The 20,063-nt window shown below is 59.1% G+C and carries 15 protein-coding genes; 11 read left to right on the forward strand and 4 right to left on the reverse strand.

Annotated elements, in window-relative coordinates; all coding sequences use genetic code 11:
- Positions 1-146: 146 nt before the first annotated feature.
- The 9 genes from G5137_RS03050 (at position 147) to gloA (ending at position 11,164) form a co-directional block, all read left to right on the forward strand.
- Complete coding sequence (locus tag G5137_RS03050; protein WP_421254899.1) at positions 147-3,290, forward strand: DUF3427 domain-containing protein; 3,144 nt, start codon at positions 147-149, stop codon at positions 3,288-3,290.
- 181 nt (positions 3,291-3,471) lie between these two features.
- Positions 3,472-4,053, forward strand: a complete 582-nt coding sequence (gene rsxA / locus G5137_RS03055; protein WP_005337600.1) for an electron transport complex subunit RsxA — start codon at positions 3,472-3,474, stop codon at positions 4,051-4,053.
- A gap of 2 nt (positions 4,054-4,055) precedes the next feature.
- The gene (gene rsxB / locus G5137_RS03060) at positions 4,056-4,634 is read left to right on the forward strand and encodes an electron transport complex subunit RsxB (protein WP_005350799.1); all 579 of its coding nucleotides are present in this window, start codon (positions 4,056-4,058) and stop codon (positions 4,632-4,634) included.
- 14 nt (positions 4,635-4,648) lie between these two features.
- The gene (gene rsxC / locus G5137_RS03065) at positions 4,649-7,522 is read left to right on the forward strand and encodes an electron transport complex subunit RsxC (protein WP_421254900.1); all 2,874 of its coding nucleotides are present in this window, start codon (positions 4,649-4,651) and stop codon (positions 7,520-7,522) included.
- Positions 7,523-7,533: 11 nt separating this feature from the next.
- The gene (gene rsxD, locus G5137_RS03070) at positions 7,534-8,586 is read left to right on the forward strand and encodes an electron transport complex subunit RsxD (protein WP_040067829.1); all 1,053 of its coding nucleotides are present in this window, start codon (positions 7,534-7,536) and stop codon (positions 8,584-8,586) included.
- Between the two features lie 43 nt (positions 8,587-8,629).
- Positions 8,630-9,262 (forward strand): electron transport complex subunit RsxG, encoded by a 633-nt coding sequence (gene rsxG / locus G5137_RS03075; protein ID WP_005359614.1) that lies wholly within the window; start codon positions 8,630-8,632, stop codon positions 9,260-9,262.
- Positions 9,263-9,277: 15 nt separating this feature from the next.
- Entirely contained in the window at positions 9,278-10,039 is a 762-nt protein-coding gene (locus G5137_RS03080; RefSeq protein ID WP_421254901.1) for an electron transport complex subunit E, read from the forward strand.
- A 13-nt stretch (positions 10,040-10,052) separates the two neighbouring features.
- Positions 10,053-10,694, forward strand: a complete 642-nt coding sequence (gene nth, locus G5137_RS03085; protein ID WP_005337609.1) for an endonuclease III — start codon at positions 10,053-10,055, stop codon at positions 10,692-10,694.
- 56 nt (positions 10,695-10,750) lie between these two features.
- Positions 10,751-11,164: a lactoylglutathione lyase gene (gene gloA, locus G5137_RS03090; RefSeq protein ID WP_005347113.1), complete on the forward strand. Its 414-nt coding sequence runs from the start codon at positions 10,751-10,753 to the stop codon at positions 11,162-11,164.
- Positions 11,165-11,250: 86 nt separating this feature from the next.
- On the opposite strand, the gene G5137_RS03095 is transcribed toward gloA, so the two are convergent.
- Entirely contained in the window at positions 11,251-12,126 is an 876-nt protein-coding gene (locus G5137_RS03095; RefSeq protein WP_005337611.1) for a flagellar protein MotY, read from the reverse strand.
- Positions 12,127-12,194: 68 nt separating this feature from the next.
- Positions 12,195-14,168, reverse strand: coding sequence for a methyl-accepting chemotaxis protein (locus tag G5137_RS03100; protein ID WP_421254902.1), 1,974 nt, complete (start codon positions 14,166-14,168; stop codon positions 12,195-12,197).
- Positions 14,169-14,461: 293 nt separating this feature from the next.
- Here G5137_RS03100 and G5137_RS03105 point away from each other — a divergent pair, with 293 nt between their 5' ends.
- Positions 14,462-15,379: an autotransporter domain-containing protein gene (locus tag G5137_RS03105; protein ID WP_227343024.1), complete on the forward strand. Its 918-nt coding sequence runs from the start codon at positions 14,462-14,464 to the stop codon at positions 15,377-15,379.
- 106 nt (positions 15,380-15,485) lie between these two features.
- On the opposite strand, the gene katG is transcribed toward G5137_RS03105, so the two are convergent.
- Positions 15,486-17,672, reverse strand: coding sequence for a catalase/peroxidase HPI (gene katG / locus G5137_RS03110; RefSeq protein ID WP_421254903.1), 2,187 nt, complete (start codon positions 17,670-17,672; stop codon positions 15,486-15,488).
- 257 nt (positions 17,673-17,929) lie between these two features.
- On the opposite strand from katG, the gene G5137_RS03115 reads away from it, so the two are divergent.
- Positions 17,930-18,787 carry an NERD domain-containing protein gene (locus tag G5137_RS03115; protein ID WP_421206484.1) on the forward strand — a complete coding sequence of 286 codons (858 nt, stop codon included), beginning with the start codon at positions 17,930-17,932 and terminating at the stop codon, positions 18,785-18,787.
- Between the two features lie 48 nt (positions 18,788-18,835).
- On the opposite strand, the gene G5137_RS03120 is transcribed toward G5137_RS03115, so the two are convergent.
- Positions 18,836-20,017, reverse strand: coding sequence for a DUF1615 domain-containing protein (locus G5137_RS03120; protein ID WP_421254904.1), 1,182 nt, complete (start codon positions 20,015-20,017; stop codon positions 18,836-18,838).
- Positions 20,018-20,063 lie beyond the last annotated feature (46 nt).

The following is a 20,063-nucleotide window of genomic DNA, read 5'->3' on the forward strand; positions in this document are numbered from 1 at the left end:
CCCTGTGGTTGTCACTGCCGGGCTTTATTACCGAAAACCGGGGCGATTTTCAAACGAGTAACAGGCGACAACAGCTTACTGATTTGGTTGGAAAAAATGATACTCTTCTCGCCACCCTCATGTACAACGTTCAAGGCTAAAGTGCGATGCAACAATGCGGTATTTATGAACAGCTCATTACTCAACTGCTGACATCTCGACTCGACCGCGAGCACTTTTACGTAGGGGAACGCCAACTTGAACCTGCCGAAGCGGCAGTTTGGTTATCCAGATTTCTGAGTCGGGTTTTGGAATATGCGGTGGGTTCGGTAACTGGTGAAGATCAGCTGCAACGGCAGATTGAGCTGGCTAACCAGTTATTGCTTTGGCTAAAGGATCGCACCCAAGACCCAGACTTTATTGGCGAGAACCTCATCGATAGTCAGGGGAAAATTCTGACCGCGCTCTACCAGTTAGATAACCCCATCTCAGCCAATTTAAAGCAATATGCCGAAGATATTTTCCCTCTGACCGGACTGACACAAAGTGAGCTGTTCTGCGGTAGCAATGCGGGTTTGTCGATGGAGTCGGAGATTAAACGGGAGATATTATCTGCAGATAGCATCTGCTGGCTGGTCTCATTTATCAAATGGGCAGGTATCCGTATTTTCCGTCATGAGCTGGAAGAGTTCACCCGCAGCGGCCGCCAATTAAAAGTAATTACTACCTCTTATATGGGGGCAACCGACGCCAAGGCAGTTGAATTTTTAGCCAGCCTCCCAAATACCGAAGTCAAACTCAGCTATAACACCCAGCGTGAGCGGTTGCATGCCAAGAGCTATCTCTTTTGCCGAAATACCGGTTTTCATACCGGCTATATAGGTTCCTCCAATCTCTCTCACTCTGCCCTCACCAGCGGCTTGGAGTGGAACCTAAAAATCACCTCGCAAGAAATCCCTCATATTATCGAGAAATCCCTGAGTACCTTTGAAACCTATTGGGAATCCGATGATTTTGAGCTGTTTGATGGCAAGCTGGAAAGCCGTACAAAATTGCAGCATGCGCTGCAAGAGGCCCGTGGCGATAGTGACAAAAATAGCCCTGCCTATTTCTTTGATATCACGCCGTTTCCGCATCAACTGGAGATCCTTGAACAATTGGCGATGGAGCGCGCTTTACACCAGCGCTTTCGTAACTTGGTGGTAGCGGCTACCGGTACAGGGAAAACCTTGATCTCCGCCTTTGATTTTGCGCGTTTTTTGAAAACCAAACCCGATGCCAAGTTTCTGTTTGTCGCCCACAAAGAGGAGATCTTGCGCCAAGCATTAGCCTCGTACCGCGGAGTGCTCAAGCAATCCAATTTTGGCGAGCTCTTGGTCGGCGGCGCCGTGCCAACCCACTACCGTCAACTATTTGCCTCGGTGCAATCCTTGAATAACCAGCTGGCTAATTTACGTCTTAGCCCAGACTATTTCGATTACATCGTCATTGATGAAGTTCACCATATTGCGGCGGCCAGTTATCGCGGTCTGCTCGCCGCCTTTGAACCTCAGATTCTGCTGGGATTGACCGCAACCCCAGAGCGCCATGATGGCGGTGATATTCTTGCTGATTTTTGTGGTGTGATCGCCGCTGAAATCCGCTTGCCCGAGGCCATCAATCGTCGCCATCTCTGTCCATTCCAATATTTTGGTATCGATGATGATACAGACTTGCGCCAAGTGGCTTGGAAAAATGGCCGTTATGACATTACTGCACTGACCAATATTTACACTAAAAATAACAGCCGGGTTCAGAAAATCGTCCAGAGTCTCGCTGAGATCGTCACCGATATTACCAAGATCAAAGCGCTGGCATTTTGTGTGAGCCGTGAACATGCCGATTTTATGCGCAAAGCATTTTTATTGAAGGGCATCAAGGCTGACATTCTCACCAGCGATAACCGAGACGAGCGGCATAGTAAACAACAAGATTTACGTACCGGCGTGATCAACATTCTTTGCGTGGTGGATATCTTTAACGAAGGGGTCGATATCCCGGAAGTCGATACCTTGCTGTTTTTACGACCAACGGAAAGCCTCACCATCTTTTTGCAGCAATTAGGGCGCGGCCTGCGGCTGGCGAGCGATAAAGAGTGCTGCACCGTATTGGACTTTGTTGGCAATGCCCATGCGGAGTATGACTTTGCCCAAAAATTCCGCGCACTGGTGGGTAAAACTAATAAGGCGATCAGCCACGAAATCAAACAAGGCTTTCCTCACGCCCCCTTGGGCTGCCGCATCGAACTCTCAAAACAAACCCAAGAGTTAATTCTGAGCAATATCAAAAAGGCGACCCTCAATACCTCACGCCTCATGGGCCTGATCCGCCGTTTCTCACAGGACTGTGATTTACCACTGACGCTGGCAAACTTTTTGAAGTTCTACCCTCACATCAGCCTTGAGGAGATCTACAAGCGCGGCAATTGGAGCACCTTGGTCAAACAGGCCCGCAACCATACCATTTCTGAAATGAGCGATGAGAAGTTGTCGACTCTCTACACCCGGGCCATCAAAACCCGGCTATTGGGCTGCGATGCGCTCCATTACTTGAAATTCTTACAAACCTTGGTGGCAGACGCCTTTACCTTAACGGCCGAACACGATGCACGGATGGCCTTGATGTGCCACTACGACTTCTGGCAACAGAGCGGCCCCAACGCAGGCTTTAGCTCCTTGGCGCACAGCCTGAAACAGCTCAATCAACCAGAGTTAAGGGCCGAGCTGGCAAATCTGTTACCCATGCTGATCAACCGGGTGCAGCACGAACAAAGCACCATGCCAAACCTTCCAGGTAATCCGCTGCAACTGCATGCTCGCTATGCCAGAGAGCAGGTGCTGGTTGGCTTTGGCGCGACCACCTTCGCGCAGCAACCCACGGCTCGCGAAGGAGTCTATGTCATCGCAGAGCAAAATATCGAGTTGCTGTTCGTGACCTTGAACAAAACGGAACAGCACTTCTCCCCCACTACCCGTTATCACGACTACGCCATCAACGAGTCGCTGTTTCATTGGCAGAGCCAAAACAGCGCTCGCCCAGAACGGGGTAAGGGGCTGAGTTACATAAACCACAGAGCAGAAGGTAAGCGCTTGTTTCTGTTCGTCCGCGAGCAGAGCAAAGATGAATTTGGCCGTACCCTTGGCTTTGTGAACTTTGGTGAGGTGGAGTACGTATCCCACACTGGCAGCCAACCGATGAACATAAAATGGCATCTCACTACTCCGATGCCGCCATTTATGTGGAAAGAAGCCGCCAAACTGGCTGTTGGTTAGTAAGGCTTCTCACCCGGTGGGGATATGGCGCAAAACCCACCGGATTCTTGCCCAAAACCCCGGCTAAATTATCCAGTTGCATAATAACCATGCGGCCTTGCGGTTGTTTAACTGGCCCTAACGTCAGATAATACCGCCCGCCTTCAAACCCCGATAACCCGACTTTCAGTGACGGTAATTGATGACTGAGTACCTGCTTTTATTGATCGGCACCGTGCTGGTTAACAACTTCGTGCTGGTGAAATTCCTCGGCCTCTGCCCCTTTATGGGGGTCTCCGGCAAGCTGGAAACCGCCATCGGCATGGGGCTGGCGACCACCTTCGTGATGACCCTCGCCAGTGCCAGCTCCTATCTGGTGGAGCACTATATCCTGCTGCCGCTGGATATCGCCTATCTGCGCACCCTTGCCTTTATTCTGGTGATCGCCGTGGTGGTGCAGTTTACCGAGATGGTGGTGCGCAAGAGCAGCCCGACCCTCTATCGCCTGCTTGGGATCTTCCTGCCCCTCATCACCACCAACTGCGCGGTGCTCGGGGTGGCGCTGCTCAGCATCAATGAGCGACACGACTTTATCCAGAGCGTGATCTACGGCTTTGGCGCCGCCACCGGCTTCTCGCTGGTGTTGATCCTGTTTGCCGCCATGCGCGAGCGTCTGGTCGCCGCCGATGTGCCCGCCCCGTTTCGCGGGGTGTCGATTGCCATGATCACCGCCGGTCTGATGTCGCTGGCCTTTATGGGCTTTACCGGCCTTATCAAGATATAACCATGATCCATATTCTATTTGCCATTCTGGTGCTCACCCTGCTGGCGCTGGCGTTCGGGATTATCCTGGGCTTTGCCGCCGTCAAGTTTCATGTGGAAGCAGACCCCATCGTCGATCAGCTCGATGCCCTGCTGCCCCAGACCCAGTGTGGCCAGTGCGGCTATCCCGGCTGCAAACCCTACGCCGAGGCGCTCGCCAACGGTGATCAGATCAACAAGTGCGTGCCCGGTGGCGAGGCCACCATGCGCAAGATTGCCGATCTGATGGGGGTCGAGCCCCAGCCGCTGGGGGGCAGTGACGAGGCCGCAGTGCCGGTCAAGAAGGTCGCCTTTATCCACGAAGATCAGTGCATCGGCTGCACCAAGTGCATTCAGGCCTGCCCGGTGGATGCCATTGTCGGCGCCACCAAGGCGATGCATACCGTGATTGCCAACGAGTGCACCGGTTGCGATCTCTGTGTCGATCCCTGCCCGACCGACTGCATCGAGATGATCCCGGTGCCCACCACGGTCGATAACTGGAAGTGGGATCTCAATAACGTGCATGTTCCGGGCAAGATTCCGGTCAAGATAGTGGAATAAACAGCGGAGCAACCATGCATTCCTTACTCGAACGTATCAAAGCCGGCACGCTCTGGGACTTTCACGGTGGCATTCACCCCGCCGACAACAAGCTGCAATCAAGCCAGAGCCCGTTGGTAGACGCCGGTCTGCCGCCACGTCTCATCATTCCGCTGCGCCAGCACGCAGGCCCCGCCGGCGATCTGCTGGTGCAGGTGGGCGACAAGGTCAAAAAAGGGCAGCCGCTGACCCGTTATGCCAAGGGGCGGGTCGTCCCTGTCCATGCCTCCACCTCCGGCACCATCACCGAGATTGGCAACCACACGGTTGCCCACCCCTCCGGGCTCGGCGATCTCTGCGTCATTCTCACCCCGGATGGGGAAGATGAGTGGGGCGAGCGCAATGGCAAACCCGATTACTGGAATCTGGAGCGGGGCGAGCTGCTCGAACGCATCCAGCAGGCGGGAGTAGCGGGCCTTGGCGGCGCCGTGTTCCCGACCCACAGCAAGCTCGATGGCCGCGGCCAGCTCACCGAGATCCTGATCGTCAACGGGCTGGAGTGCGAACCCTATATCACCACCGACGATCGGTTGATGCAGCAGTACTCCGACGAGATCATGGATGGCATCCGGGTGCTCAAGCACCTGCTCAAACCGAAACTCACCCTGATCGGGGTGGAAGACAACAAGCCCGAGGCGATCGAGCAGCTGACCCGCCACGCCACCGATGAAGATGTGCTGGTCAAGACGGTGCCGACCAAGTACCCCTCGGGCGGTGCCAAGCAGACCATCGAGCTGCTGACCGGCCGTCAGGTGCCCAAGGGGGGCCGCGCGGTCGATATCGGCATCATGGTGCTCAACGTCGCCACCGTGTTTGCCATCAAGCGCGCCATCATCGACGGCGAACCGCTGATCGAGCGGATCGTCACCCTCACCGGGGACAGCTTCAAGAAGCCCGGCAACGCCTGGGTGCGCCTGGGTACGCCGGTGCGCTGGCTGTTGCAGCGTTTCGAGCTGCAACCGGAAGCGGAGCAGCGGGTGATCATGGGTGGCCCCATGATGGGCTTTACCCTGCCCCACGCCATGGTGCCTGTGGTCAAGGCCACCAACTGCCTGCTGGCGCCGACGCAGGCCGAACTGCCCGCCCCCGGCCCGGAGCAGCCTTGCATCCGTTGCAGCGCCTGCGCCGATGCCTGCCCGGCCACTCTGCTGCCGCAAGAGCTCTACTGGTACAGTCGGGCCAAGGAGTATGACAAGGCCGAGAAGCTCAACCTGATGGACTGCATCGAGTGCGGCGCCTGCGCCTGGGTCTGCCCGAGCGAGATCCCGCTGGTGCAGTACTACAAGATCGCCAAAGACGACATTCGCGAAGCCCGTGCCGAGGCCGAAAAAGCCGAACGAGCCAAGCAGCGTTTCGAGGCCAAGCAGGCCCGTTTCGAGCGGGAGAAAGCGGCCCGCGAAGCGCGCCATGCCGAAGCCGCCGCCCAGCGCCGTCAGACCATGACGGCCGCAGGCGGCGAAGATCCGGTGGCAGCCGCCCTCGCCCGCATCAAGGCCAAGCAGGATGCCCCCATCACAGCCATTGCCGCCACCGCCGAGGGCTTGCCTGACAACAGCGCGGTGATTGCCGCCCGCGAAGCCCGCAAACGGGAAGCGGAGGCGCGCCGCGCCGCCAAACTGGCGGAAAGCACAAACAGCGAAACAGCCGCTGCGCTGCAATCCACCGAGGCGGTTGACCCCGCCAGCGATCCCAAGAAAGCAGCCATCGCTGCCGCACTGGCCCGCGCCAAGGCCAAGAAAGCCGCTCAGGCTGGCGATAGCGCCGAGCCTGTGGCTGCCGAAGCCGTTGCTGCGCCTGCGGTAGATGCTGATCAGCAAAAGGCAGAAGTTGATCCGAAAAAGGCAGCAATTGCCGCCGCCACTGCCCGTGCCAAAGCCAAAAAGGCCGAGGCGAATGGTGAACCGGTAAGCGCAGATAACAGCGCGGTAGCCGACGCAGGCTCGCAAGGCGATGCACCTGTTGATCCCAAAAAAGCGGCAATTGCTGCCGCCATCGCTCGTGCCAAGGCCAAAAAGGCGGCCCAGCAGGGTAACAGCGCTGAGGACGATCTGAGTGCAAATACTGGCACCAGCGAAACGGCAGCAACCCAAAGCGATGCGCCATCTGCTGTCAGCGAAGCTGTCGATCCCAAAAAAGCGGCTATCGCTGCCGCCATTGCCCGGGCCAAGGCCAAGAAGGCCGCCCAGCAGGGTGACAGCGCTGAGGGCGATCTGACTGCAAATGCTGGCGCCAGCGAATCCGCTGCAACCCAAAGTGATGCGCCATCTGCGGCCAGCGAAGCGGTTGATCCCAAGAAAGCTGCTATCGCCGCTGCTATTGCCCGCGCCAAGGCCAAAAAGCTGGCCCAGCAGGGCGAAAGTGCCAGTGCTGAAGGTGCGCTGAGTGAGCCAACTGCCAGCGCACAGACCCGCGACGATACAGTAGCCAAGAGCGAAGTAACCACCAGCCAAAGCGATACTGCTGCAAGCGAAGCGATCGATCCCAAGAAGGCCGCTATCGCTGCTGCCATCGCCCGTGCCAAGGCCAAAAAGCTGGCCCAGCAGAGCGCAAGTACCAGTGCTGAGGTAGAAAGCGCTGGTACTCAGGTAGAGAGTGCCGGAACTGAGGGTGAGCGCGCACCGGCCGAGCCGATGCAAACCGATGCAGCCAGCAGTGAGCAACCACTTGCCGTCACTGCCGCGCCTGAAGCGAGCGCACCTGCGGCTGATGCCCCGGTTGATCCGAAAAAAGCGGCCATTGCTGCCGCGGTGGCCCGCGCCAAGGCGAAGAAGCTGGCGGCCGAGGCAGCCAGAGCCGCAGAGAGTGCTGCTGAAGATGTCCCGTCAGCCGACCGAACAACCACAAGGTAATCGACAGACTCATGTTCAATATTGCGACTGCGCCGTTTGCCCATAACCGCAAACAGACCCGAACCCTGATGCTGCTGGTGATCCTGGCCTGCGTGCCGGGCTTGCTGGCTCAGACCTGGTTCTTCGGCTGGGGCTCCTTTATCCAGATCCTGCTGGCGTTGGTGACCGCCCTGCTGTGCGAGGCACTTGTGCTCAAGCTCCGTGGCCGCGCCATCAAGCCTGCCCTGATGGATGGCAGTGCGGCGCTCACCGCCGTGCTGATCGGTCTCTCCCTGCCGCCGCTGCTGCCGTGGTGGATGCTGGTGGTGGGCACGGCCTTTGCCATCATTGTCGCCAAACACCTTTACGGCGGACTGGGCCAGAACCTGTTCAACCCGGCCATGGTCGCCTATGTGCTGCTGCTGGTCTCCTTCCCGGTGCAGATGACCAGCTGGCTGCCGCCGGAGAGCGTGCGCGCCTACAGCCTCGGCTTTGGTGATGCGGCGTCGGTCATCTTCACCGGCTTTAGCCTCGACGGCTACAGCATGGCCCAGCTCAAGCAGGGGGTGGATGGTCTCACCATGGCAACTCCCCTCGATACCCTGAAAACCGGCCTGACTCAGGGGCTCACCACCGGCGAGATCCTGAGCGGCCCGCTGTTTGAGGGTTGGGGCGGCATCGGCTGGAGCTGGGTCAACCTCGGCTATCTGCTGGGCGGCCTCTTCCTGCTGCAACAGAAGGTGATCAACTGGCGCATTCCGACCGCCATTCTGGGAGCCCTGCTGGCGGCCTCCACCATCGGCTATCTGGTAAGCCCGGATGCGACCGCCACGCCCATGTTCCATCTATTCAGCGGCGCGACTATGCTGGGAGCCTTCTTTATCGCCACCGATCCGGTCAGCGCCTGCACCACGCCGCGCGGCCGACTGGTCTATGGCGTGCTGATTGGGGGGCTGGTCTACATCATCCGCCGCTTTGGCGGCTATCCGGATGCCTTCGCCTTTGCCGTGCTGCTAGCCAACCTTTGTGTGCCGTTTATTGATAGCCTGACTCGCCCGAAAGTGTATGGAGCCCGTCGCCAATGATGTTTCTGCCCTTTTCCCCCATCACAGCTGACGGAGCCCGGACATGTTAAAGAGCATGCGCAAGAACGGCCTTATTCTGGCGATGTTCGCACTCGGCTGTACCGCGCTGGTGGTACTGACCAACGAGCTGACCAAGGATAAAATCGCCCACCAGCAACAGCTGGAGAAGCAGCAGACCCTCTCGGTATTGCTGCCGGAGGGGAGCTATGACAACGATTTGGTGGCCAGCTGCAAGCAGGTGACCAGCAGGAAGTATCTCGGCAGCGATCAGCCGCAAGCCCTCTATACCGCCAGCAAAAATGGCGTGGTGACCGGCTATGCGCTGGAGGCGATCGCGCCGGATGGCTACAGCGGGGCGATCCGCATCGTGGCGGGCTTTGATGCCAAGGGCACCATCACAGCCGTGCGCGTGCTCGCTCACAACGAGACCCCGGGCCTGGGTGACAAGATCGAGCTGAAGAAATCGGACTGGATCAACAGCTTTGCCGGAAAATTCCTGACCCATGACAACGAGCCCCAGTGGGCGGTGAAGAAGGATGGTGGCGAGTTCGATGCCTTTACCGGCGCCACCATCACCCCGCGAGCCGTGGTCAAGGCGGTGAAGAACCTGCTTAAACTGCAGCAGGAGCAACCCGAACTGCTCAGCAACGCCCCGGCTTGCCCGGCGGCGAACTAACGGAGTCGAGCCGTCATGAACCAGATGGAACAGATTGAAACGGGCGCAGCCCCGATTGCCGAGCTGGAAAGCCGCAAGGGCGAGCTCAAGGAGCTGATGAGTCAGGGGCTGTGGAAGAACAACCCCTCGCTGGTGCAGGTGCTGGGGCTCTGCCCGACCCTTGCCGTCTCCTCCACCTTTACCAATGCGCTGGGGCTCGGCCTTGCCACCATGGCAGTGCTGGTCTGCTCCAACCTCGCCGTCTCGCTGGTGCGCAAGTGGGTGCCGAAGGATATTCGCATCCCGGTCTATGTGATGATCATCGCCTCGCTTGTGACCAGCGTACAGCTGCTGATGAACGCCTACACCTATGGCCTCTATCAGGCGCTCGGCATCTTTATCGCCCTCATCGTCACCAACTGCGTCATCATCGGCCGCGCCGAGGCCTATGCCTCCAAAAACCCGCCGCTGCTGGCGGCCCTCGACGGCCTGATGATGGGCCTTGGCTTTACCCTGGTGCTGCTGGTACTGGGCGGCATGCGCGAGATCATCGGCATGGGCACCCTGTTTGATGGCGCCGAGCTGCTGCTGGGCGAGTGGGCCAAGTCCCTGCGCGTCGAGCTGTTCCACGCCGATGCCAGCCTGCTGCTGGCGATTTTGCCGCCGGGCGGCTTTATCGGGCTGGGGCTGCTGATCGCCGCCAAGAACGCCATCAACGACTGGCGGGACCGCAAACAGGCAACCACTGTGGCCCACTGCAACGTTGCCCCGGCTCGCGTCCGGGCGACCGAACTATGATCGGACGCAAGGCATGAACAACCAGAAACGCAGAGAAATCCTCGAGCGACTGCGGGAAAACAACCCCCACCCCACCACAGAGCTCAACTTCAACTCGCCGTTCGAGCTACTGATCGCCGTGCTGCTCTCGGCGCAGGCGACCGATGTCAGCGTCAACAAGGCAACCGACAAGCTCTATCCGGTGGCCAACACCCCGCAGGCAATGCTGGATCTCGGGGTGGACGGGCTCAAGGAGTACATCAAGACCATTGGCCTGTTCAACACCAAGGCCGAGAACGTCATCAAGACCTGCGCCATCTTGCTGGAGCGCCACGGTGGCGAGGTGCCGGAGAACCGCGAAGCGCTGGAAGCCCTGCCGGGCGTCGGCCGCAAGACCGCCAACGTGGTCCTCAATACCGCCTTTGGCTGGCCCACCATCGCCGTCGATACCCATATCTTCCGGGTCTCGAACCGCACCGGCTTTGCGGTAGGCAAGAACGTGGATCAGGTGGAGGAGAAGCTGCTCAAAGTGGTGCCCGCCGAGTTCAAGCTGGATGTCCACCACTGGCTCATCCTGCACGGGCGTTACACCTGTCTGGCTCGCAAGCCCCGTTGTGGTTCCTGTATCATTGAGGACTTGTGCGAGTACAAAGAGAAGGTCTATCCAGAAAGCTGATAGCCTCGCAACCGAGATTGAAAGCAGTACACATCACCAACCCGGAGAACTGAGCAATGAGAATTCTGCATACCATGCTGCGTGTCGGCGATCTGCAACGCTCCATCGACTTCTACACCCGCGTCCTTGGCATGAAGCTGCTGCGCAAGAGCGAGAACAGCGAGTACAAGTACACCCTGGCCTTCGTCGGCTACGGTGACGAGAAGGATGAAGCGGTGATCGAGCTGACCTACAACTGGGGGGTGAGCGAGTACGAACTGGGCTCCGCCTACGGCCATATCGCGCTGGAAGCGGACGACATCTATGCCACCTGCGACGCCTTGCGCGCCGCCGGTGCCAAGATCACCCGCGAACCGGGCCCGGTCAAGGGCGGCACCACCGTCATCGCCTTCGTCGAAGATCCGGACGGTTACAAGATTGAACTGATTGCCAAGAAAGATGCCGGTACCGGGCTGGGTGACAGCTTCTAAGCTGCCCTAATCTCACGGCCTAATGGCAGGATCAAAAAAGAGCGCAGATGCGCTCTTTTTTATGCTTCTCTGACCGGGCCGCAAAGCTAGATCTCGCCATTTCGCCCCATGCTGATCACCACCCGCCGGTTCTTGGCACGACCCTGTTCGGTTTCGTTGGAGGCAACGTGCTGCTTCTCGCCATGCCCCTCCACCGAGATCTTGCCGGGATCAATCCCCAGATCGACAAACACCTTCTTGATGGCATCGGCCCGCTTCTCGGAGAGTTTCAGGTTCGGCCAGCGGCCGCCATAGCTGTCGCTGTAGGCATCGATCACCACCACGTCGATGCTCTTGTCCGCCTTGATAAACTCGCTGATCATCGCCAGCCGCCGCTTGGAGGGGATGGAGAGCTGATCGCTGTTCTTGTCGTAGGTAAGCACGCTAAAGGCGATATCGTTGAAGCTGTAGGGCAACAGCCCGCTCAGACAGTCGATAAAAGCCTGATATTTCACCCGAAAGTTGACTGACGAGAGGGACACTCGCACCGCGCGGTTCTGGCGATACCAGTCCCGATACTGGAAGGTCGGCATCCGCCCCCCCTCCAGCTCGTCGAGCATGGTCCAGGCAGTCTGCCCCTCCACCAGTCCATCAAACTGCTGATAGAAGCGCAGTTGACTCACTTCTCGCCCGGCTATTCCCGGGCGCCATACCGGTGGCATGATGCCAAGGCTCACCGTCTGGGTCTGGGCCTGCGGCCGCTTGCCCTTGAGCTCGAAGTCGAGGTTTATCTTGCGCCCGGCGCGGCTGACAAAGGCCCCCGTTCCCCAGTTGGGAATAGGGTGCTCGAGGCGACACTCAATCTGGGTATCGGAGGTCAAACGCCAGACGGATTGATCCAGACCGGCACCAAATTCGGTGACCCCAGCCTGTAACTGCATACTCACGGATATGCTGACCAACCCCAACACCCAAGCGTTCAATTGCTTGCCCTCCACACGATCTCACAAGGGGTATCGGCCAGGGAGGGACAAGCTTTAGCGCAAATGGATCAGTGGGGAGAGGCTCTCTCTATCAACTTGAAGCTGGCAATTCGTCCAGCCAGCTCCCGAGCCAACTGATCCAGTTCGACACTATTCTGCTGCAGGGTGACCGAGTGCTGGCGATGGGCCTCGTACACTTCGCGGATGGTCATTACGTTGTGCTGGATATCGTCCGTTACGTAGCGCTGCTGCTCGGTTGCGGTAGCCACCTGTGCCGTCATGTCACTCACCTTGCGCACCTCATTGACGATGTCGGTCAGCTCGTGACCCGCCCGCTGCGCTTCACTGACACTGAGGCCCGCCTGCTCGCTGCCCGACTGCATGGCCACCACCGCCTGAAGGGCTCCAGCCCGCAAACGGGAGAGCATCTGTTCGATATCATCTGCCGCCTGCTGGGTACGGGCAGCCAGTGAACGAACCTCATCGGCGACCACGGCAAAGCCGCGCCCCGATTCACCGGCACGGGCTGCCTCAATGGCGGCATTGAGGGCCAACAGATTGGTGCGATCGGAGATCTGCTTGATGAGGTTGAGTGCCTCGACGGCGGACTCGGTATCCTGATGCAGGTTGTTGACCAACAGCCGGGTCTCGTCGAGGGTGCCAGCCACCTGCTCGATGGCGGCGATAGTCTGATCCACCTCCTTGTCCCCCTGCCGGGCACGGCCAATGGCCTGCTGGGTCGCCAGTGAGGTCTGGGTCGCATTGCGAGCAATTTCGGCCACCGTCGAAGCCATTTCCGTTGCGGCGGTGGCAACCAGTTCAACCTGACCGACGCCACGCACCACACCTTCATTCACTTCGGCAATCACCTCGCTGGAGTTGCTGGCACTACGGGTCAATATCTCACAGGAGCGGCGCACCTCCAGCAATAAGCCTTCCAGATGCTGCAGAAAGTGGTTGAGATCCCGCGCCAATGCCCCAAGCTCGTCACCCGATTGCCAGTTGACCCTCACCGTCAGATCATTGTCATTGACGAGCCGTGAAAAGGTGCGATGCAGAGCGACGAAGCCCAGATGCACATCCCGCAGCACCTTCCAACTGATGAGGGTAGTCAACAGCAGGCAGCACAGAACCGCCATAGCCCCCCACCAGAAGTTGCGCTGACTCTCTCCCTGCATCTGCTCAACCCGTTCGAACAACTGCTGGAAGAGCTGATCTTCGCCCTGTTTGAGCTGGTCGATCTTCTCGGTGCTCACGGCAAACCAGCGCTCCGGATCGACGCCAAAGCTCCCCTCGGTCATCTTGCCGAGGGCGAGCTGCTCATATTTCGCGACCTCTGCCATCACCGGACTCTTCTCAATTTGCTCAAGCAGGCGTCGCTGCGGCTCGCTTGCCACGGCGCGAAAACGCTCCAGATAGCTCTGCTGGGCAGCGAGCAGGGACATAAATTGCTGCAAGGTAGCCGGGGTGAAACTCCCTTTGGCAAAGACATTGCTGAGTGTCGCCCGCTCCATCCCCATACGCTCCTTGTTTTGCAAAAATGCGGCGTAGGCATTGGTCTGCAAGGCAATAGCGGCATCCTGGCTACGCAGACTAATCTCATCCACGACCTTGAGCAGAGAAGCAATCAACTGGCTATAAAAGGCGACCTGACGGGGGGCCTCTATGGCCAGTTTGTCCACCTGATCGCGGATCCCCATCAACTCGCGCAAAGCCAGATCCACCTGCTCGTGGGCAACCTCCCTCTCCAACCCCTGAAAGCGATGAATGGCTTCATCAACCTGTTGCCGCTGACGTGGCAGGGCATCTGCAAATTTGCGCCCTTCAGAGCCGATAAACCCCGCCGACATGCCACGCTCCTTTTGCAGCTCGTGCACCAACTGGGCGCTGCGTTCGACCACAGTCAGCTGCTGCAGGGCTTGCGTCATCTCATGGGTCACCCGATATCTGTCGTATGCGTAGTGGCTGGCGAAAAACAGCAGCGCCAATAACGGCAGGCAAATTGCCAGCAACATCTTGCCGGCCAATCCGAGTCTGTTCATCCCGCACTCCTGTCATTTTTATCAACGCGTTGATTATATCCGGCCTGCTCGCTTATGCCGCTGACGACATCTGCCATTGGCCAGAACCATGAGCTGCATCAACCATTTTCTGTAGATGGCCACGCAGCCCCCCCCATAGCCCAGCCCAATGGTCAGGTCGAGACAGCCAGAAAGAAACTCGCTACAGTAGATCAGGGCGACAGGAGGTCGCTTTTTTGGGGAATCCAGCCATGAAACACCCGCTCTGCCCGCTTTACCGTCTGGGTTGCGCCCTCTTCGCGGCGACCCTGCCCATGGCGTCACTCGCGGCCAGTAACAACCTTGACGATCAGGAGGAGGACTGGGCGCAAAAACGGGCCAATGCGGTGATCTCGCTGATGACTTTCAGCGTGGTGCCGGACATCACCGCCAGCAACCTGGACATCGGTAGCAGCACTGGCCAATCTTCTGCGCTCAACATGGGGCAACTGGGAGGCGGCGCAACCCTGAGCGAAGCCGTGCCCATCTATCTGGAGGGGGCGCTGGGCTACAGCCGCTACGACCCCCAGTTTGTGATAAGCAATGGTACCGAAAGTCGCACCATACCGACCAAGTGGAATAGCCTGACCGCCTCGGGCGGGATCGGCTGGGATGTCACCCTTCACAAAGATCCGCGTGGCGGCCACTGGGTGCTGCGCCCCATAGCCAACGTCTCGCTCGGTACCATGGCCAGTGACCTGCGGATCGGCAACTGGCTGCTGGATCGTACCAAGGGCTACTCGCTGGACTTTCTCGATGGGGGTCAGCTCAATATGTACGGGCTGGGTGGCTCGCTGATGCTCGATTACGAACTCTTTTCACCGGCCCAGGACATAGATGCCGAACTGCGCTACTCCTATCAGCACCTGCAGAGCTTTGGCGGCACCTCGACCAGCGTCCGTGGTCACGCCGAGGCGGAGAACCTCGGCCTCTATCTGCGCCGCCGCGCCCCGCTGTTCCACTGGACCCTGCTCGACAGACCGGTGCGCTATGTACTGGAGGGGGCTCATACCGCATATCTGGGGGAGCAACGGGGGTTGCTTGGCTTTGACTCCCTCAACTCCATCGGCGCCGGTCTGGAGCTGGACAGCAGCAAGTACGACATCATTGTCACCCGTACCCGGCTGGTTGCCCGCTACATGTTCAGCCACAACACCAGCGGTTATTCCATCGGGCTGGCCATGAGCTTCTAACCCGGGCTGCCAGAGGGCCACCCTCCGAGTCGCATCATGCAGCTATCACCGCCACCATAAAAAACGCCAGCCTTGCGGCTGGCGTTCTCATTCAGGTTGAAGTGACTTATTTCAGATCGAAACGGTCATTGTTCATCACCTTGACCCAGGCCTTGACGAAGTCTCGGACGAACTTCTCCTTGCCATCTTGCTGGGCATAGACCTCGGCGTAGGCACGCAGCACCGAGTTGGAGCCAAACACCAGATCAACCCGGGTAGCAGTCCACTTCACCGCACCGCTCTGGCGATCCACGATCTGGTAACTGTTGCGGCCAGTCGGCTGCCAGCTATAGGCCATGTCGGTCAGGTTGACGAAGAAGTCGTTGCTAAGCACCCCGACCCGGTCGGTAAAGACGCCGTGGGCCGACCCGCCATGGTTGGTGCCAAGCACCCGCATACCGCCGACCAGCACAGTCATCTCGCGGGCGGTAAGCCCCAGCAACTGGGCACGGTCGAGCAGCATCTCCTCCGGCTGCACCTTGTAGTGCCCCTTCTGCCAGTTGCGGAAACCGTCGTGCACCGGCTCGAGGAAGGCGAACGACTCGGCATCGGTCTGTTCGGCGCTGGCATCGCCCCTGCCAGGCGCAAAAGGGACGACGATATCGACGCCGGCAAGTCTGGCCGCCTGCTCCACCGCGGCGCTGCCCCCCAGCACAATCAGGTCGGCGATGCTGACCGGCTTGCTCAGGGTGGCCTGCAGGGCGATCAGGGCGTTGAGCACCTTCCCGAGGCGAGCGGGCTCGTTGCCTTCCCACTCTTTCATCGGCGCGAGGCGGATGCGAGCACCGTTGGCTCCGCCGCGATAATCGGAGCCGCGGAAGGTGCGGGCACTGTCCCATGCGGTGGCGATCAAATCGGCTGGCGCCACGCCGCAGGCCAGCAGTTTGGCCTTGATCTCACTCACCTCTTTGTCAGAGAGCTGGTAATCCACCGCCGGAACCGGATCCTGCCACACCATGACTTCGCTCGGCACTTCCGGCCCCAGATAGCGGCTGCGCGGCCCCATGTCGCGGTGAGTCAGCTTGAACCAGGCGCGGGCAAAGGCGTCGGAGAAGAGCGCCTGATCCGCGGCAAAGCGCTCGGAGATCTCCCGGTATACGGGGTCAAAGCGCAGCGCCATGTCCGCATCGGTCATGATGGGGTTGCAGCGGATGGAGGGGTCTTCCACGTCCACCGGACGATCTTCCTCCTTGATGGCGACGGGCTCCCACTGCCAGGCACCGGCCGGGCTCTTCTTGATCCACCAGTCGTGGCCCAGCAGCATCTTGAAGTAGCCGTTGTCCCAGCGGGTCGGGTTGCTGGTCCAGGCCCCTTCAAGGCCGCTGGTCACCGTATCACGACCGATGCCGCGGCTCTCGTGGTTGATCCAGCCCAGCCCCTGCTCGTGCACATCGGCCCCTTCGGGAGCGGGCCCCAGTTTGGCAGCGCTGCCGTTGCCGTGGGCCTTGCCGACGGTGTGGCCACCGGCGGTGAGGGCGACGGTCTCTTCGTCATTCATCCCCATGCGGGCAAAGGTAACGCGCATGTCGTGGGCGGTTTTCAGGGGATCCGGGTTGCCATCCACCCCTTCCGGGTTGACGTAAATCAGCCCCATCATCACCGCCGCCAGCGGGTTCTCCAGATCCCGTTCGCCGCTGTAACGGCTCCCTTCGCTGCCGCTCGGCGCCAGCCACTCCTTCTCGGAGCCCCAATAGACATCTTTTTCCGGATGCCAGATATCCTCGCGGCCACCGGCAAAGCCGAAGGTCTTGAGCCCCATGGATTCATAGGCGACATTGCCCGCCAGGATCATCAGGTCAGCCCAGGAGATCTTGTTGCCGTACTTCTGTTTGATCGGCCACAGCAGACGACGCGCCTTGTCGAGGTTGCCGTTGTCTGGCCAGCTGTTGAGAGGAGCGAAGCGCTGGTTGCCGGTGTTAGCACCGCCACGGCCGTCGGTAGCGCGATAGCTGCCGGCGGAGTGCCAGGCCATGCGGATCATCAGGCCGCCGTAGTGGCCCCAGTCGGCCGGCCACCAGGGCTGGCTGTCGGTCATCAGGGCATGGAGATCGGCCTTGAGGGCATCGTAATCGAGGCTGTTGAAGGCGTCGGCATAATCGAAAGCCTCATCCATCGGATTGGTCTTGCGGTCATGCTGATGCAGGATGTCGAGGTTGAGGGCATTGGGCCACCAGACTTGATGCTCCTGGCTGGCAGAGGTATTGGCACCGTGGGCAAAGGGGCACTGACCGGCCCCGCTAGCGTGTTTGTCCATCTATCAGATCCTCATTGTGGTCATAATGACGGCGAAACCCTTCGCTTCGCAGTAGAGACTAGCCTACCCCCCACCAGTCACTTAAAAAACCGAATAAAAAAGTTCAATTCAATCTGGTTTTGCGATTGAACTATCTCGTCACCGGGTAACAAACAGAACAATGCAGGCGCTGGCAGAGTAGTAGTGGCATAGATCACACACGCTTGTTGAACCCACTGTTAACATGTTGCCATTGCACATCAGACGACAGCGTTGAAATGGACTTCACACCCGTTATTGCGATTCTACTGGGCCAGTTCTGGTATCTGCTGCCCCTGTTGTTGATTGCCACCCTGATCAAAACGCCCAGGTTCAAGGGGATGGTTGGGGAGGCATTTATCAACTTGGGCATCCGGCTTTTTCTCGACCAGCGGGAGTACCACCTGCTCAAGGATGTGACGCTGCCAACCCCGCAGGGCACTACCCAGATCGACCATGTGATCATCTCGCGCTTCGGGCTATTTGTGATCGAAACCAAGAACATCAAGGGGTGGATATTTGGCAATCCAGCCCACAAGAGCTGGACCCAGCAGCTCTATCGCCGCAGACATACCTTTCAAAATCCCCTGCGCCAAAACTATCTGCACCTGATGACGCTCAAATCCTTGCTGGGTCTTGCTGATCATCAGCTCCATTCGATTATCTACTTTACTGGCGACTGCACCTTTAAAACCCCCATGCCGGATAACGTGATGAACCGCGGGCTTATTCGCTATATCAAGAGTAAAACCACGCAGGTGTTGACCTCTGCCGAAGTCACCAGAGTGATCGACACCATCCAGCGGGGACGACTGGCCGCCAATTGGCAGACCCATAAACAGCATGTGGCGCAGCTAAAGGCGCGCCACAACCAACCTGCCATTCCCTCTTCCCCAAGCAATAACGTCAGCATGGTAAAAGAGGAGCTCCCCATCCTTCATGACACGAGTCACGCCCAGCAGCGTTGCCCGAAATGCGGCAACGCCATGGTGCTTCGCACCGCACGTCGTGGCAGCAACAAGGGGGAACAGTTCTGGGGATGCAGCGCTTACCCGAAATGCCGGCAGATAATCACGCGGCAAGCTGAAGAGCGGTAAACATCGGAAACAACAAGGGCGGCCAATTGGCCGCCCTTGTTGTGTTTCTTAGCGAATGGTCGCCATCTGCCGCACGCAGCGCTGCTCCCTGTCATCCACCCGCTTGGCAAACCAGGCGGTGGTGAGGTTGCGGGTGATCTTGGGGCTTTTCAGCTGAATGCCCGGCAGGATGGCGCGGGGCAACCGCTTGCCCGCTTTCTGGTCTGCCAGCGTGAACACGCGATGATAGAGGTCGCTCTGGCCAAATTCGGCGGTATCGCCGAGTTTCAGGCTCTGATGGATCGCCTGCTGACTCATGTTGATCCGGCTGGCAATGGTATAGACCGCGAGTTCCGTCTTGCCCGGCAGGTCGGAGTCATAGCGGATCAGATCGCCATCCAGAGCCAGCGTGGTACCGCTCAAACGGCTGACGGCGGCCTGAAAGGCGGCGTTGCGACTGGCATACCAGCCGGCGTTGAAGTCAGCGAAACGGTAGAGGGTATCGGGGTACTCCGCCTCATAACCGAAGATATGTTTGGTGCCAAACCAGATACCGCCGCGACGGGTAAAGACTTCGTGGCGGATGGACTCCTTGACCGGATAGGGGTAACCACGGGTATTGGCCTCGGCAAAGGCGATGCTCACCTGCATCGGGCCGCCGGTGTGCACCGGGTTCATGTTGCCAAACAGGGTCTTGCCCATCGGCAGCATGCTGATCATGTCTTCGAAAATTTCGCTCATCTCCCGCTCGGTGCGAAGCGCATCGATGCGCTCGGCATAGCTCTTGCCTGTCGGCGAGTTGATGGAGAGCGCGGCCCGCACCATAAACTCGGGGATCAGCAGCTTGGCCGCCCGCGAGTTGATCTCCTTCCAGGCGATCTTGCCAAGGCCCGGCACCACGGGATCGGCCTGATAGGTCGCCTCCTGCTCCGCTACCGCCAGCACGGTACAGACGTTGTGGTCATTGACTGTCACCCCCTGGGTAGTGAGCGCCGTCACCACATCGTTGGCCCACCCCTGCTTGTCGACCACATGGCGGGGCAGAAACCTCACGATGCGGCTCTTCATATCCGCCGGCTTGCGCGGCTGCATGGCTGGCGGGGTCGCCTTTTTGGCGGGCGTAGTTGCGCCCGTTGTGTCGCCAGGCGCCGGGGCAGAAGCGGGATCGCTGGCACAGCCGGCCAGCAGCAAGGGGATCAGCAGCGCCAGCGTGCGCATGGCGGGGGAAACAGAAAAGAGAGAGAGCGTCATCGGATATCCGGTACTGAGGCTGGAGGCAAACCCGCCAGGCGGCGGG

Source organism: Aeromonas sp. 600282, from assembly GCF_049175755.1.
GTDB classification, from domain to species: domain Bacteria; phylum Pseudomonadota; class Gammaproteobacteria; order Enterobacterales; family Aeromonadaceae; genus Aeromonas; species Aeromonas veronii_A.